11 protein-coding genes are annotated in these 16,726 nt (G+C 73.2%); all 11 read left to right on the top strand.

Translation table 11 applies throughout. From position 1 onward, the window contains the following. The first annotated feature begins 6 nt into the window (after positions 1-6). The 11 genes from ACZ6J5_RS22095 to ACZ6J5_RS22145 all read left to right on the top strand — a co-directional run bounded on the left by ACZ6J5_RS22095 (position 7) and on the right by ACZ6J5_RS22145 (position 16,686). Positions 7-966 (top strand): chlorinating enzyme, encoded by a 960-nt coding sequence (locus ACZ6J5_RS22095; RefSeq protein ID WP_469393992.1) that lies wholly within the window; start codon positions 7-9, stop codon positions 964-966. A 1-nt stretch (position 967) separates the two neighbouring features. After that, a complete protein-coding gene (locus ACZ6J5_RS22100) occupies positions 968-2,155 on the top strand; it encodes a hypothetical protein (protein ID WP_469393994.1) in 1,188 nt (395 codons plus the stop codon). Then, entirely contained in the window at positions 2,152-2,934 is a 783-nt protein-coding gene (locus ACZ6J5_RS22105) for an SDR family oxidoreductase (protein ID WP_469393996.1), read from the top strand. The genes ACZ6J5_RS22100 and ACZ6J5_RS22105 overlap by 4 nt, the downstream gene beginning before the upstream one ends. A gap of 46 nt (positions 2,935-2,980) precedes the next feature. Further along, the gene (locus ACZ6J5_RS22110) at positions 2,981-4,066 is read left to right on the top strand and encodes a thioesterase domain-containing protein (RefSeq protein ID WP_469393998.1); all 1,086 of its coding nucleotides are present in this window, start codon (positions 2,981-2,983) and stop codon (positions 4,064-4,066) included. A gap of 4 nt (positions 4,067-4,070) precedes the next feature. After that, positions 4,071-4,310, top strand: a complete 240-nt coding sequence (locus ACZ6J5_RS22115) for an MbtH family protein (RefSeq protein ID WP_469394000.1) — start codon at positions 4,071-4,073, stop codon at positions 4,308-4,310. Next, complete coding sequence (locus ACZ6J5_RS22120; RefSeq protein ID WP_469394002.1) at positions 4,307-12,553, top strand: amino acid adenylation domain-containing protein; 8,247 nt, start codon at positions 4,307-4,309, stop codon at positions 12,551-12,553. The genes ACZ6J5_RS22115 and ACZ6J5_RS22120 overlap by 4 nt, the downstream gene beginning before the upstream one ends. Next, positions 12,550-13,818, top strand: coding sequence for an MFS transporter (locus ACZ6J5_RS22125; RefSeq protein WP_469394004.1), 1,269 nt, complete (start codon positions 12,550-12,552; stop codon positions 13,816-13,818). The genes ACZ6J5_RS22120 and ACZ6J5_RS22125 overlap by 4 nt, the downstream gene beginning before the upstream one ends. After that, positions 13,815-14,486, top strand: coding sequence for a hypothetical protein (locus tag ACZ6J5_RS22130; RefSeq protein WP_469394006.1), 672 nt, complete (start codon positions 13,815-13,817; stop codon positions 14,484-14,486). The genes ACZ6J5_RS22125 and ACZ6J5_RS22130 overlap by 4 nt, the downstream gene beginning before the upstream one ends. Positions 14,487-14,491: 5 nt before the next feature. After that, on the top strand, positions 14,492-15,202 hold the full coding sequence (locus ACZ6J5_RS22135; protein ID WP_469394008.1) for a 4'-phosphopantetheinyl transferase family protein: 711 nt from the start codon (positions 14,492-14,494) through the stop codon (positions 15,200-15,202). Then, on the top strand, positions 15,199-16,335 hold the full coding sequence (rsgA, locus tag ACZ6J5_RS22140; protein ID WP_469394010.1) for a ribosome small subunit-dependent GTPase A: 1,137 nt from the start codon (positions 15,199-15,201) through the stop codon (positions 16,333-16,335). Before ACZ6J5_RS22135 ends, rsgA begins: the two co-directional genes overlap by 4 nt. A 201-nt stretch (positions 16,336-16,536) precedes the next feature. Further along, positions 16,537-16,686 (top strand): hypothetical protein, encoded by a 150-nt coding sequence (locus ACZ6J5_RS22145; protein ID WP_469394012.1) that lies wholly within the window; start codon positions 16,537-16,539, stop codon positions 16,684-16,686. Positions 16,687-16,726 lie beyond the last annotated feature (40 nt).

Here is a 16,726-nt window from a genome sequence, read left to right on the forward strand (position 1 = left end):
ACGGACATGACCACCGAAGCCACCGAGACCACCGAAGCCGCCGAGGCCCGGAAGTCCTTCGCGCTCTCCCCCGAGGAGATCGAGCAGTTCCACCGGCAGGGCTTCATCGGCCCGTTCACGCTCTACACGCCGGAGGAGATGAAGGCGCAGTGGCGCAAGACGCGCCTGCAGCTGCTGGACCGCAGCGACGCCGTCTACCCGGACGACGCGCTGGCCGGCGCCACCAACATCTCCAACTACGACCGCCACCTCGACAACGACTTCCTCGCCTCCCACATCGGGCGCGCCGAGATCGTCGACCGGGTCAACTCGATCCTGGGCCCGGACGTCATCTGCTGGCGCACCGAGTTCTTCCCGAAGCACCCGGGCGACGAGGGCACCGACTGGCACCAGGCGGACACCTTCGCCAACGCCTCGGGCACCCCGCAGATCCTGTGGCCGGACAACTCCGACTTCGGCGGCACCATCACCGTCTGGTCGGCCTTCACCGAGGCCGCGGTCGAGAACGGCTGCCTGCAGTTCATCCCCGGCACCCACGAGTCGATGAACTACGACGAGACCAAGCGGATGCACTACGACCCCAACTCGATCAACTCGGTCGACAAGGACGGCGTCCGCCGGGGCTTCTTCGGCTACGACTACCGCCAGCTCCAGAAGGACCCGAACTGGACGCCGGACGAGGACGCGGCGGTCTCGCAGGTCATGCGGCCGGGCCAGTTCATCATCTTCTGGTCGACGCTGATGCACGCCTCGCACCCGCACGAGGGCAAGACCAACGAGATGCGCATGGGCTTCGCCTCCCGCTACGTGCCCTCCACCGTCACGGTCTACCCGGACAGCGAGCACATCGAGGAGTACGGCGGCCGCATCAGCCTGGACCGCTACGGCTCCGTCCTGGTCAGCGGCGAGAACAACAACGCCGCCAACCGCATGGTCACGGAGACCACCCGGGGGAAGAAGTTCTGACATGACCACCAAGACCCTGAGCGTGGTCGAGGTCCTCGAACTGTGCCAGCCGCTGCTCGCCGCCTCCTCGAAGACCCTGCGCGTCTTCCCGGCCGGCGAGCGGGCCGCGGAGGAGTACTCCGCGGCCGAGGCGGCCCGCTGCAACGAGGTCCTGGCCGCCGTCGGCGACGCGTACGGCCTGGTCGTCCCCTGGTTCGAGGCGACCGCCCCCCAGCAGCCGTCCGCCCTGGAGGTCGCCCTCAGCACCTATGTCGACCTGGAGCTGGGCAGCTGGCGTCCCGTCGCCGAGAGCTCGGGGACCCCGGAGGACCTCGCGGCGGGCCCGTCCGGGCTCGCCGCCCTCCCGGGCCGGCGCCTGGTCGAGGCGCCGGGCGTGCCGCCCTTCGAGGCCTTCTCGGCGGGACCGGCGGACGCTTCAAGGGGGGAGGCGATCGTCCTGATCCTGCCCTCCGGCGTGCCGGCGACGCTGTTCCGGCCCTGGCTGGAGGAGCTGTCCTCGGGCCCGGACGGCCGGCTGGTCGTCACGTACGAGAACCCGTACCTCTTCGGCGACTGGCGCGGACTCGACACCCCGGCGGGCGACTTCGCCGAGGAGACCGCCCTGATGGGCGCGCTCCTCACGGCGTACGGCATCACTCGCGCCCACCTCGTCGGGATCTGCGGCGGGGCGCCGGTCGGCGTGGCCGCGGCGGCGGAGTTCGGCGACCGGGTGGAGACCCTCACGGTGCTCCACCCCGACCTGAACTTCGGCGCGGGCGTCACCCGGACCCCGTTCCAGAAGCAGTTCCAGAGCGTGCTCGCCACGGCCGCCGCCGGGGCCGACAAGGCCCGGAGCACGCTGAACCTCTTCCTCGACCCCAACATGCTGTTCGGCGTGGAGCCCCGGCTGGCGCCGTTCATCCTCTACCCGTACGGGGACGTGGAGCTGTTCCACCGGTACGCGAAGCAGAACTACGCCCTCATGGCGTACGACGCGAACGAGGCGGCGCGGGCGATCACCCAGCGGGTGCTCATCGCCACGAGCAGCACGGACCGGATGACCCACCCCGAAACGGCCCGCCACTTCGGCGGGCTGACGCGGGGCGAGGCCCGGGTCGAGGAGCGGGAGTCGGGCACCCACCACGACATCCTGATCCCGGACCCCGAGGTCTACACGATGCTGCGGGAGTTCATCGGCGGTGCCGCGTGAGCGCGGACACCCCTTCCGCCGCCGGTGCGTCCGGCTCCCGCGGCGCCGCCCCGGCGGAGCGCGTCGCCCTGGTCACGCAGGCGACGCGCTACGCCGGGCCCGGCGCGGTCGAGGCGCTGCGCAAGGCCGGGTACACGGTGTTCTGCCAGGACGACGACTTCCTCGACGAGGCGGCCCGCGCCGCCTTCGAGGACGGCCGGGACGGGGCCTTCGCGAGTGACGCGAAGACCCCGGCCGGGGCCGTCGGGCAGGCCGTCAAGCGCTTCGGCCGGCTCGACGTGCTGGTCAGCAACGACGTCTACCCGGCCCGCTACCAGCCGGTCGACCAGCCCGACGCGGCCGAGCTCCGGCGGGCCGCCGAGGCGCTGGTCGTCACCCCGGCGGCCGTCCTCGGCAAGGCCGCCGCGCACATGCGGCGGCGGGGGAGCGGCCACATCGTGGTCCTCACCTCGGCCGCCCCGGTCCGCCCCGAGCCCGGCTTCGCCGTCTACAGCTCGCTGCGCGCCGCGGCCTCCGTCTACGCGCAGGCCGCGGCCCGCGAACTCGCCCCGCACGGCGTGGTCGTGCACGCGATCGCCCCCAACTTCCTGGAGAGCGAGACCTACTACCCGCCGGAGGCGTGGGCGACCGACGAGGGCCGGGCCAGGCTCCGCGGCCTGCTGCCGGCCGGCCGGCTCGGCACCGCCCGCGAGATCGGCGACCTGGTGGTCTTCCTGACCAGCGGCTCCGCCGACTTCCTGACCGGCGACGTCATCCCCTTCACCGGCGGCTGGGCGTAGTCCCCTGCCGTACCCCCTTCTTCGTGACGAAAGTGAGAGTTCCGCTGTGAGTGCTCGGCAGACAGCCATCGAGGAGTCCGAGGTCACGCCGGGTCGGAGCCTGGTGGAACAGACCCTCGTCGAGATCTGGAAGACCACGCTGGACCGGGAGTCCGTCGGGCTCGACGACGACTTCTTCGCGACCGGGGGCGACTCCCTGCTGGCCCTGGTCACCATCGAGCAGATCAACCAGCGGCTCGGCTGGTCGCTCAACATGGGCGACCTGCTGCGCCACCGCACCCTCCGCAAGCTGTGCGCCAACAAGGCGCTGCTCCAGGCCGCCCCGACCGAGCGGTCCGTGATCCGGATGAGCAACCAGGGCTCCCGCACCCCGCTGGTCTTCATCCACCCCGGCATCGGCCTGGTCGACGGCTACGGGCACCTGGTGCGGCTGCTCGGCTCCGACCGCGCCTGCTACGGCATCCAGTCCCCGCACATCAGCGACGTCGCCGTCGCCGACGACATGCGGGAGATCGCCGAGCAGTACGCGGACCTGATCGAGGACGAGTTCGGCGAGGACGACTTCCACCTTGTCGGCGCCTGCGCGGGCGGCGTCATCGGCTACGAGCTCGCCCGCATCGCGGAGGAGCGCGGCCTGGGCCTCCAGAAGCTGGTGATCGTCGACGGCTACCTGGACGGCTCCCGCACCGGCGCCGAGGAGCCCGGCACGGAGCAGGCCCGGCTGGTCGAGTACCGCTACGACATGCTGCGGCTGATCGCCCCGCACATCGAGCACGCGAGCCTGGACCCGGCCGACGCCGAGCACGACCGGGTGTACGCCGAGGTGGCCGAGGTGCTGTTCGGCGCCGAGGCGGCGGCGGCCGGCGGCGGCGCCACCGACTTCGCCGAGCGGGTCTACCGCGCCTTCCGCACCACCGCGCGGGCCCTGGAGACCTACCGTCCCGAGCCGCAGGACGTGGACGCGCTGATGCTGCTCGCCAAGGACAACGAGACCTTCGGGCTGTGGCGCGAGGCGATCACCGGGGAGCTGACCGCCGAGGTCATGGACTCCGACTCGTACGGCGTGAAGCTGTGCATGACCGACGCGGTCGAGATCGCCGCGCGCATCGACGACTTCGTGGGCGAGGGCTGAGGACATGGGCGAGGCACAGCGGACGGACGAGGCGACCAACCCGTTCGAGAACGAGCGGGGCGTCTACCGCGTCCTGACCAACACCGCGGGCGAGCACTCCCTGTGGCCCGACGTCGCCGAGGTGCCGGCCGGCTGGACGGCCGCCTTCGGACCCGGGACGCGCACGGCGTGCCTGGAGTACGTCGAGGAGCACTGGACGGCCCTCGCGCCGGCCGCGACCACCGGACGGGACCTGCACTCATGACCGCACAGCTGGAGCACTCCGCGGACGCCGCGGCCCCCTGGGCCGACGGCCTCGTCGGCCGCTTCGAGGCGACGGCCGCCCGCGTCCCGGACGCGGTCGCCCTCACCGACGGCACCACCGAGCTCACGTACGCGCAGCTCAACGCCCGCGCCAACCGGATCGCGCACCGCCTCGGCGGCCTCGGCATCGGTCCCGGCGACACCGTCGCCGTCGCCCTGCCGTCCTCCCCGGAGCTGGTCGCCGCCCTCCTCGGCACCCTCAAGGCCGGGGCGATGTACCTGCCGCTCGACCCGGGCTACCCGGGCGAGCGCCTCGCCTACATGACGGCCGACGCCCGCCCCCGCGCCCTCATCACCACCCCGGCCGTCGAGCCGGGCCTCGGCGCGCTGCCCGAGGGCACCGCGCGCCTCTACCCGGGCGAGGAGGCCGCCGCGCCGGAGAGCGACCCCCGGGGCCGCTCCACCGGGCCCGCCCAGGGCGCGTACACGATCTACACCTCGGGTTCCACCGGCCGCCCCAAGGGCGTCGTGGTCACCCACCGCTCGCTGGCGAACTTCCTCGCCTTCATGACCGACCGGTACGGCGTCGGCGAGGCCGACACGATCCTGTCGACCACCCCGATCTCCTTCGACATCGCGGGCCTGGAGCTCTACCTGCCGCTGGTCAACGGGGCCACCCTGCACCTGGTGCCCCGCGAGACCGCCGTCGACGGCGCCGCGCTGCGCCGCCGCCTCGCCGAGGCCCGGCCGACCCTGGTCCAGGGCACCCCGGCGCTGTGGCAGCTGCTGCGCGAGGCGGGCTGGTCCCCGGCCGAACTCCCGGCCGGCATCCGCCTGCTGTGCGGCGGCGAGGCGCTGCCGCAGGACCTCGCCGACTTCCTCGCGGCCGACGGGCACGCCGAGGTGTGGAACCTGTACGGCCCGACCGAGACGACCATCTGGTCGCTGGTCGCCCCGGTCCGCGCGGGCGAGCCCGTCACCATCGGCACGCCGATGTGGAACACCGGCGTCCATGTCCTGGACGAGCGGCTGCGCCCGGTCGCCGACGGCGAGCCCGGCGAGCTCTACCTGTCCGGCGACGGCCTGGCCCGCGGCTACCACGGGCGCCCCGCCCTGACCGCCGAGCGCTTCGTCGCCTGCCCCTTCGGCGACACCCCCGGCGCCCGGATGTACCGCACCGGCGACGTCGTGCGCCGCCGCCCCGACGGCGCCCTCGACTTCCTCGGCCGCGTCGACGAGCAGGTCAAGATCCGCGGCTACCGCATCGAACTCGGCGAGATCGAGGAGGCCCTGCGCCGCCTCCCCGAGGTCGCCCAGGCCCGGGTCGTGGTCCGCGAGGACGGCGGCCCCGGCTCCACCCACCTCGCCGGCTACGTGGTGCCCGCCGCCGGGCACACCCCCGAGCCGGCCGCGCTGCGCACCGCGCTCGCCGCCTGGCTGCCCGCGCACATGGTCCCGGCCGGCGTCGCCGTCCTGGACCGCTTCCCGCTCACCCCGGCCGGCAAGGTCGACCGCAAGGCCCTGCCGCCGCTGGAGTTCGGCACCGCCGCCTACCGGGCGCCCGCCACCGACGGCGAGAAGGCGCTCGCCGCGCTCTTCGCCGAGGTGCTGCGGGTGGACCGGGTCGGCGCCGACGACGCCTTCCTCGACCTCGGCGGCAACTCGCTGCTCGCCACCCGCCTGGTCGCCCGGGTCCGCGCCGAACTCGGCGTCGAACTCCCCCTCCGCACCGTCTTCGAGGAGCGCACCCCCGCCGCCCTCGCGCTCCGCCTCGACGCGGGCGCCCCGGCCCGCCCCGCGCCCGCCCGGCGGGAGCGCGGCGCGCACCTGCCCGTCTCGTACGCGCAGGGCCGGCTGTGGTTCCTGCACCGCCTGGAAGGCCCCAGCACCACCTACAACCTGCCGATCGCGGTCCGCCTCACCGGCGCACTCGACACCGCCGCGCTCCAGAAGGCCGTGGACCACCTGGTCACCCGGCACGAGAGCCTGCGCACCCACTTCGGCGAGGGCCCCGAGGGCGCCGAACAGATCGTGGTGCCGGCCGCCGAGGCCCGCGTGGAGATCACCTTCCACGAGGTCCCCGAGGCGCGGGCGCAGGCCGCCGTCGACCAGGCCGCCGGCTACCTCTTCGACCTGTCGGCGGAGATCCCGACCCGCGTCGACCTGTTCCGCACCGGCCCCGACGCGCACATCCTGCTGCTCTGCATCCACCACATCGCCTCCGACGGCTGGTCGCTCGCCCCGCTGGTCGAGGACCTGTGCGCGGCGTACGAGGCGGCCCGGCGCGGCACCGAGCCCGACACGGCGCCGCCGGCCGTCCAGTACGCCGACTACACGCTGTGGCAGCGCGAGCTGCTCGGCTCCACCGACGACCCGGACTCGGCGATGTCCCGGCAGCTCGGCTACTGGCGCGAACGCCTCGCCGGCGCGCCCGAGCTGCTCGACCTGCCCACCGACCGGCCGCGCCCCGCGCTCGCCACCTTCCGCGGCGACGTCGTGCCCTTCGAGGTCGGCGCCGAGCTGACCGAGCGGCTCCAGGCGCTGGCCCAGCGCGAGCGGGCCAGCCTCTTCATGGTGCTCCAGGCCGCCACCGCCACGATGCTGAGCAAGCTCGGCGCGGGCACCGACATCCCGCTCGGCTCGCCGCTCGCGGGCCGCTCCGACAGCGCGCTCGACGAGCTCGTCGGCTTCTTCGTCAACACGCTGGTGCTGCGCACCGACACCTCCGGCGACCCGGCCTTCACCGAGCTGCTGGCCCGCGTGAACGCGTCCAACCTGGCCGCCTACGACCACCAGGACCTGCCCTTCGAGTACCTGGTGGAGGTCCTCAACCCGGCCCGCACCACCAGCCACCACCCGCTGTTCCAGGTGATGCTGGTGCTCCAGAACAACGTGGCGCCCGAGTGGCGGCTGCCCGGCCTGGACGCCGTCCACGAGACGGTGCCGACCCGGACCGCGAAGTTCGACCTGACGGTGGAGCTCACCGAGCGCTTCGACCGGGCCGGCCGCCCGGACGGGCTGCGTGGCGAGATCGAGTACGCCACCGACCTCTTCGACCGGGCCACCGTCGAGCGCTTCGCCCGCTACCTGCTGCGCGTCCTCGACCTGGTCGTCGCCGACCCGGACCGCACCCTCGACTCCATCGACCTGCTCGACGGCGGCGAGCGGACCGAGGTCCTCGACACCTGGAACGCGACCGCGCTCGACCTGCCCGACACCGCCTTCCCCGCCCTCTTCGAGGCGCAGGTCGCCCGGACCCCCGACGCGCTCGCCCTCGTCCACGAGGACACCGAGCTCAGCTACGCGGAGCTCGACCGGCGCGCCAACCGGGTCGCCCACTGGCTGATCGGCCACGGGGTCGGCCGCGACGACGTCGTGGGCCTGTCGCTGCGCCGCTCGCCCGACCTGCTGGCGAGCCTGCTCGGCATCCTCAAGGCGGGCGGCGTCTACCTGCCGCTCGACCCCGACTACCCGCCGGACCGCCTGGCGTTCATGGTCGAGGACACCCGGCCCCGGGTGCTGATCACCACCGGCGACGTCCTCGCCAAGCTGCCCGCCGAGGCCCGGGACGTGCTCCGGCTCGAACTCGACGACCCGGCCGCCCGGGCGGAGCTCGACGCGCGGCCCGAGCACGCGCCCACCGACGCCGACCGCCGCGCCCCGCTGCGCACCGGCGACCTGGCGTACGTCATCTACACCTCGGGTTCGACCGGCCGCCCCAAGGGCGTCGCCGTCACCCACCGGGGCATCCCCAACCTGGCCCGCAGCTATATCGAGCGCTTCGGCCTCGACGCGGACTCCCGCTTCCTGCAGTTCTCGTCGATCAACTTCGACCCGACCTTCTGCGAGATGTGCTGCACCCTGCTCTCGGGCGCGGCCGTCATCCTGACCTCGCCGGAGGAGCTGCTGTCGCCGGACCGGCAGCGCGCGCTGACCGCCCGCCACCGCCCGACGCACATCACCTTCTCGCCGACGATCCTCGGCTCGATGGCCGAGGACGCGCTGGCCGACGTACGGAACATCATGGTGGCCGGCGAGGCCTGCCCGCCCGGACTCGCGGCGACCTGGTCGCGCGGCCGGACCATGATCAACGCGTACGGTCCGACCGAGGCGACCGTCGACACCCTGTACTGGAAGGTCGGCGACGCCGGGAGCGCCTTCGAGGCGGACTCGGTGCCGGTCGGCCGCCCGCTGCGCAACACCCGGGTGTACGTGCTCGACGCGGCGCTGCGGCCGGTGCCGCCCGGTGTCGTCGGCGAGCTGTACATCGCGGGCCACGGCCTGGCCCGCGGCTACCTCAACCGCCCCGGGCTCACCGCCGAGCGCTTCGTGGCCTGCCCGTACGGCGAGCCCGGCGGCCGGATGTACCGCACCGGCGACCTCGCCAAGTGGCGCACCCTGCCCTCCGGCGAGGGGGTCGTGGACTTCGTCGGGCGCGCCGACGACCAGGTCAAGATCCGCGGGATGCGGATCGAGCTCGGCGAGATCGAGGCCGTCCTCGACACCCACGACGGCGTCGCCCAGTCCGTCGTCGTGGTCCGCGAGGACACCCCCGACCACAAGCAGCTCGTCGGCTACGTCGTGCCGAGGAGCGGCGAGGAGCGGGCGCACGACCTCGCCGAGGACATCGCGCACGTCGACAAGTGGCAGGAGATCCACGAGCAGGGCTACAGCGAGCAGGAGGACCTGGGGGTCGAGCAGGACTTCACCGGCTGGAACAGCAGCTACGACAACCGGCCCATCCCGCTCGACGAGATGCGCGAGTGGCAGGACGCCACGATCACCCGCATCCTCGACCTGAAGCCCCGCCGGGTCCTGGAGGTCGGCGTCGGCTCCGGCCTCATCCTGTGGAAGGTCGCCCCGCACGTCGACCACTACACCGGCGTCGACTTCTCGCCCTCGCTGATCCAGACCCTCGGCAACCGGGCCGCCGCCTCCGGGGAGCTGCGCGACAAGGTCATGCTGCGCAGCCTCGCCGGACACGAGATCGGCGACCTCGCGGGCCACACCTACGACACCGTCGTCATCAACTCCGTCGCCCAGTACTTCCCGAGCGTCCCCTACCTGATCGACGTGATCCGGCAGGCCATGGCGCTCCTGGAGCCCGGCGGCCGGATCTTCCTCGGCGACATCCGCCACCTCGGGCTGCTCCACCCCTTCCTCACCGCGATCGCCCTGCACGACGGGGCGCACGCCGACGAGCAGGCCGGCGTGGTCCGCGAGCTGGTCGAGCACACGATGGCCCTGGAGAGCGAACTCCTCCTCGACCCGGCCTTCTTCAGCCGGATCGGCGAGGCCGTCCCCGAGGTCGCCGGTGTCGACGTCCAGCTCAAGCGCGCCCACCGGAGCAATGAGCTGACCGACTTCCGCTACGAGGTCGTGCTGCACAAGAGCGGCGCCGACCTGGTCTCCGTCGCGGACGCCGCCGAGCTCGCCTGGGATGGCCCCGAGGCCCTGCGGGCGCACCTCGCGGACACCCGCCCCGGGCTGCTGCGGGTCACCGGCATCCCCAACCGGCGGGTCGCCGCCGAGGTGCTCACCGCCCGCCGGGTACGGGACGGCGGCACCGCCCCCGTCCGGACCCTGGTCCCGGCCGAGCGCCCCGGCACCGACCCGGAGGCCCTGCACGCGCTGGCCGCCGAGCTCGGCTACACGGCCCGGCTGACCTGGACCGACACCCCCGACGGGGACCTGTTCGACGCGGTCCTGCTCGGCCCGGACCGGGCCGCCGCGCCCTGGCTCACCGACGTCTTCCGGCACACGCCCGCCGAGGGCCGGAGCCTGTACGCCCACGGCAACGACCCGCGCGCCGAGGAGCACACCCGCAAGCTGGCCCTGGAGGTCCGCCGGCACGCCGCCCGGCAGCTCCCCGAGCACATGGTGCCCGCCGCCGTCGTCCTCCTCGACCGGCTGCCGCTCACCCCGAACGGCAAGCTCGACACCCGGAAGCTGCCCGCGCCCGACTTCACCTCGCGGGCCGTCCGGCCGCCGCGCACCGAGCGGGAGATCACCCTGGCCCGGCTGTTCGCGGAGGTCCTCGGCCTGGAGACGGTCGGTGTCGACGACCAGTTCTTCGACCTGGGCGGCGACTCCATCCGCTCCATCCAGCTCGTCAGCAGGGCCCGCGCGGAGGGCTTCGTCATCACCCCGCGCGACGTCTTCCAGCACCAGACGGTCGAGGCGCTGATCGCCTGCGCCGCGCAGGCCGCCGAAGCGGTCGACCCGGCCGCGGCCGCCGCGACCGAGCTGCCGCACTGGCTGAAGACGCTGGAGACCCCGGACCCGTCCTACGGCGAAGCCTCCGGCGCCCGCGCCGAGTCCGGGCGCGTCCTCGGGGCGGACGCCGCCGCCGCGCTGTCCGGCACCCTGCCGGGGCTCTTCCACGCGGCGCCCGAGCACCTGGCGCTCGCCGCCTTCGCGCCCGCGCTCATCGAGTGGCGCGCCCGCAGGCTGCCGGCCGCGCAGTCGGCGCTGCGGGTGGACCTGGCGACGGCGGCGGCCCCCGCCCCGTACCCGGTCAGGCTGGTCCCCGGGCTGGCCGGCATCGACCGGGCGCTGACCGACCCGAGGGGCCTCGCCCGCGCCCTCAAGCGCGTCAAGGAGCAGGTCCGGGCGACCCCCGCCGAGGGCCGCAACTACGCCGAACTCGCTTCGGGTGAGGCGGACTTCGGGCCCTCGCGGGTCGCCTTCCGGTACGGCTCGGACGCGGCGGCGACGGAGGAGGCCCCGTACGCCCTCGTGGTCGAGCTGCGGACCGACGGCGGCGCCGCCGGGCTGCGCTGGAGCTGGGACACCGGACTGTTCGACGAGGCGGAGACCGCCGCCCTCGCCGAGCGCTTCGAACAGCTCCTCGCGGCGCTCGGGACGCTGACCGCGCACCCGGAGCTCGGCGGGCTCACCCCCTCCGACATCACCCTGCTGCCGCTCAAGCAGTCCACACTCACCGAACTGGAGCGGAGCTACCCGGGCCTCGCCGACGTGCTGCCGCTCGCCCCGCTCCAGCAGGGCCTGCTGCTCCACGTCAGCGCCTCGGCCGACCCCGAGCACGACGACGACCCCTACCAGGGGCAGACCGTCTTCGACCTGACCGGCCCGCTCGACGCGGAGCGGCTGCGCGAAGCCGCCCACGGGCTGCTGATGCGCCACGCCAACCTGCGCGCCGCCTTCGCCGTCCGAGGCATGGAGCAGCCGGTGCAGGTGGTCCGCTCGACGGTCGAGGTGCCCTGGGCGCTGCACGACCTGACCGGGCTGCCGCCCGCCGAGCAGCAGGCCGAGCGGGACCGGATCGTCGCCGAGGACGCGCGGACGCGCTTCGACCTGGCGCACGGCCCGATGCTCCGCTTCAGCCTGATCCGCTACGCCGCCACCCGGCACGAACTCCTCGTCGCCGACCACCACATCCTGCTCGACGGCTGGTCGATGCCGGTGGTCTGGCACGACCTGTTCGAGCTGTACGCGGGCCGGGGCGAGGCGCTGCCGCCGGCCGTCCCGTACCGCTCCTATCTGGCCTGGCTGGCCGGGCAGGACGCGGCGGCGGCCGTCACCGCCTGGGGCGGCTACCTGGACGGGCTGGCCGGTCCGACCAGGGTCGGCACCCCGGGGCTCGCCCCGCACGTGCTGCCCCGGACGACCGGCGCCGTCCTCCCGGCGGAGCTGACCCGGGAGCTGGAGCGGGCCTGCGCCCGCCTGGGGATCACCCTCAACACGGCCGTGCAGACGGCCTGGGGGCTGCTCCTCGGCCGGCTCACCGGCACCGACGACGTCGTCTTCGGCACCACCGTCTCCGAGCGGCCCGCCGAGATCGAGGGGATCGAGTCGGTCGTCGGACTGCTCATCAACACCGTGCCGCTGCGCGTCCGCGCCGCCGCCGGGGAGCCGCTGCGCACGGTCCTCACCCGGGTGCAGTCCGCCCAGCTCGACGTCTTCCCCCACCGCCACCTGGGCCTCACCGAGATCCAGCGGCTCGCGGGTACGGGCGAACTCTTCGACTCCTACTACGTGTTCCAGAACTACCCCGACACGGAGGACGGCGCCGCCGACCTCGGCGGGCTGCGCGCCACCGAGCGCACCGACGGTGCCAAGGGCGTCTCGCACTACCCGCTCGGCATCACCGTGATCCCCGGGGAGCGGCTGGAACTGCTCTTCGGCCACCACCCCGATCTCTTCGACGAGAAGAAGATCGACTTCGTCAAGGACACCCTCATCGAGATCATCGAGACCATCGCGCGAGAGGCTGGGGCATGAAGAATTTCCTCCAGCTGATCCGTGAACTGCCCACCGCTGTCCGGATCATGCTGCTTTGCGCCATGGCGCGCTCGATCAGCTTCTTCGGCATCCTCGCCTATCTGCCGATCTACCTGAACGACTCGCTCGGCATGAACGGCGCCAACGTCGGCTACGTCCTGGGTGTCTGCCTGCTGGTCGGCACCTTCGTGAGCGTCTACGGCGGCTACCTCGCCGACCGCTTCGTCAAGGTCGACTTCATGATCGTCCTCGATGTGCTGCTCACCCTGCTCTACGGCGGGCTGCCCTTCCTGGACTCGCCGGTCCTGGTCATCGCGGTGCTGCTGGTCGCCAACACGGCCTCCTCCTCGATGAGCGTCACCGCCAACGCGCTCCTCGCCGACCTGCTCCCCTCGGAGAACCGCGCCAAGGTGTTCTCGCTGCGCTACTCGCTGCAGAACATCGGCGCGGCCGTCGGACCCTTCCTGGGCGTGTGGACGGTCAAGGCCGGCACGGGCGGCCCGTTCTGGCTCGCGGCCGGTGTCATCTTCGCCGCCCTCCTGCCGCTGGTGATCTTCCGCAGGCTGTTCACGGCCGGCCCGGCCGAGGCGAAGGCCGCCGCGGAGGGCGCCGAGTCCGCCGCCTCCGACGACGAGTCGATGAACTTCCGCGAGGTGCTGCGGGTCATGCGGGCCGACCGCCGGCTCGGCCTCTTCACCCTCGGCGGCATCCTCAGCATCGTGGTCTACGGGCCGCTGCTGACCTACATGTCGCAGTACCTGGTCCTGGTCGAGTCCCGCGACACCGCCTACCAGCTCGTCGCCTACATCTCGGCCGCCAACGCGGTCGTCGTGATCTCCACCCAGTACGTCATCGGCAGCCGGCTCAAGGAGAAGACCCTGCTGCGCTGGCTCACCTGGGGCACCGGGGCCTTCGTCCTCGGCCTGGTCGGCATGGCCCTCTCCACCGACGTGTGGATCATCGTCGCCGCCATCGTGGTCTTCACGATCGGCGAGGTCATCGTGGTCCCCGCCGAATACATGTTCATCGACAACATCGCCCCCGCGAACCTCCGCGGCAGCTACTTCGGGGCCCAGAACCTCGTCCACGTCGGGGTCGCCATCGGCCCGATCATCTGCGGTTTCCTCCTCGTCCACGCCTCCCCGGCCGCGATGTTCGCCGCGCTGATCGTCCTGGTCGTCCTCGGCTGGTGGTTCTACGTCCTGGGCTGCCGCGCCTCCGCCCCCGCCACCGCATCGGAAAGTGAAGCTGTGAGGTCAGCATGAGTTTCGACCGGATCGTCCAGACGACCCACTGCCCCTTCGCCAAGCCCTCCCGCATGGGCACCCCGGTCAGCGTCACCGGCACCGACATCGAGGCCGGACTGCGCGAGCACCGCGCCACCATCGAGGAGTTCTTCGCCTCGGCCCGCGAGCGCGAGCTCGACGGGATGCTCCTCACCTTCGAGGACCCGCAGCTGGGCGCCACCCTGCCCGCGCTGACCCGGCTCACCCGCCGTTTCTTCGAGGCGCTGTGCGAGCTGTACCCGTCCGTCTACATCCAGGACGACCCCGAGCCGGACGAGACCTGGTACGCGATGATCGGCGGCGAGCGCTTCTTCGTCGTCTCCTTCGCGCCCTGCTACCCCGAGCACTCGCCGCGCTTCAACTTCGGCAGCCCGCAGACCTACTTCCTGCTCCAGCCGGCCTCCACCTTCGAGCGGAACGCCGAGCTGATCGAGCGCCGCCGGGTCCGCATCCAGCGGGCCTTCAAGGCGACCGGCAGGCCGTACGACGCGGAGCTCGCCAACCTCGAGAACGACATGTTCAAGTCCGTCATGCCGATCGACCCCATCGACCGCCCCGTGCGGTGGTGGGAGGACACGGCGACCGTGACGGCGCTCGGCGAGGTGGCGGCGGCGCGGCCGAAGGTCGAGCTGCGGAAGGCCGGCTAGGGCCGATGATCGAGGAACTGCTGCCCCGGCCGGTCGTGACCGCGGAAGCGTTCGGCGACCCGGCCGGGGAGCCGGTCCCCTTCCCGGGCGAGGAGCACCTGCTCGCCCGCGCCGTCCCCGCGCGGCGCCGCGAGTTCACCACCGCGCGGGCCTGCGCCCGCCGGGCTCTCGGCGGGCTGGGCCTGGCCCCGGTGCCCATCCCGTACGCGGAGCCCTCCCGGGCCCCTCGGTGGCCGGACGGGATCGTCGGGAGCATCACCCACTGCGCCGGCTACCGGGCCGCCGCGGTGGCCCGGACGGCCGACCTCGCGGCGCTCGGCTTCGACGCCGAACCGCACGCGGCGCTCGACCACACCGGGGTGCTGCACCTGGTCACCGGCGCGGAGGAGCGGGCGCACCTGGCCGAACTGGCCGCGCTGCGGCCGGAGATCCACTGGGACCGGGCCCTGTTCAGCGCCAAGGAGAGCGTCTTCAAGGCCTGGTCCCCGCTGACCGGCCGGTGGCTGGACTTCAGCGAGGCCACGGTCGTCTTCCGGCCGGACACCTCCACCTTCACCGCCCGGCTGCTCGTCGAGGGCCCGGTGGTGGACGGGGTCCGGCTGACCGGCTTCGAAGGAGGGTTTCTCGTCAGGGACGGGCTGGTCCTCACGGCCACGGCCGTACGGCGGCCCGACAATGGCCCCGATCCGCACCACCGATCGAGGGGACCGCTGTGACCGGCGCCTTGGAAGAACCGACCGCATTCACCCTCGCCGCCTACGGGTGGGACGCCGACTGGGCCGGCGCGTTCGCCCCGCACGCCGCCGCCGGGCTCGTCCCGGCCCGGGTGGTGCGGGTCGACCGGGGCCGCTGCGAGGCGGTCGCCGCCGCCTCGGCCGACCCCGGCGCCCCCGTGACGGCGTTACGCGCCGACACCACGCCGGTGCTCGGCGCCGACCCCACCGCCGCGCCCTGCACCGGCGACTGGGCGGCCGTCGAGACCGCCCCGGCCACCGGCGGCGGCCCCGTCGTCCGGGCGCTGCTGCCCCGCCGCAGCCGCTTCACCCGCTCGACCTCCTCGGCCCGCTCCGAGGGCCAGGTGCTGGCGGCCAACATCGACCTGGCCGTCATCGCGGTCTCGCTCGCCGTCGAGCTGGACCTCGGGCGGCTGGAGCGCTTCCTGTCGCTCGCCTGGTCCAGCGGCGCCCAGCCGCTGGTGGTGCTGACCAAGACCGACCTCGTCCCCGACATCACCCACCTGGTGGACGACGTCGCCGAGGCCGGCCCCGGGGCGGAGGTCTTCCCCGTCAGCGCCTTCGACGGGTACGGCCTGGACGCGCTCGCCGGGGCCCTGGCCGGCCGCACCTCGGCCCTGCTCGGCCAGTCCGGCGTCGGCAAGTCCACGCTGGTCAACGCCCTGCTGGGCACCGAGGAGCAGGAGGCGGGGGAGGTCCGGGGCAGCGACGGCAAGGGCCGGCACACCACCACCACCCGCGATCTGCTGCCGCTGCCCTCGGGCGGGCTGCTGATCGACACCCCGGGGCTGCGCGGCGTCGGCCTGTGGGAGGCCAACGACGGCCTCACCCAGGTCTTCGCCGAGATCGAGGAACTCGCCGCGCACTGCCGCTTCCACAACTGCGAACACCACGCCGAACCCGGCTGCGCGGTCCTCGCCGCCGTCGAGGACGGCACCCTCTCGCACCGCCGGTTCGAGAGCTACCGCAAGCTGCTGCGCGAGAGCGCCTGGATCGCCTCGCGCACCGACGCCCGGCTGCGCGCCGAGCTCGGCCGGGAATGGCGCCGCCGCGAGGCCGCCGGCCGCGAGATGTACGAGCGCAAGCGCGGCGGGAAACACCGTAAGGCGTTCTGATGGTGGTCCGGCCACACCCGCTTCTCGGCCACGGGCGGCGGATGTGGCCACTTGCAGCCACTGCACCTTGGTGCCAACTGAACTTCTTGTAGCGCCCGTTCGGCCCCTGGCAGATTACTCAACGGCAGCAGGTCAAAAGCGTCTGCCCCGCTAAATCGAGTAAGCCACAAGCCACTTCGAGGGAATCGGACGGTAAAAGAAATGCGACGCAAGGCTTTTGTCTACCTGGTCTCGTGCGCCGTCGCCCTCTCCGCGACGGTGCTGGGCGCCTCCGCCGCACAGGCCGCGGACACCCCGCACACGAGCAAGACCACCGTGACCGACAGCGGCGACAGCTGGGGCTGGGACTAGCCCAGGGTCGCCCGCGGCTCCTACCCACCCTGCCAGAGAG

It is taken from the genome of Streptomyces sp. NPDC042100, assembly GCF_055582325.1.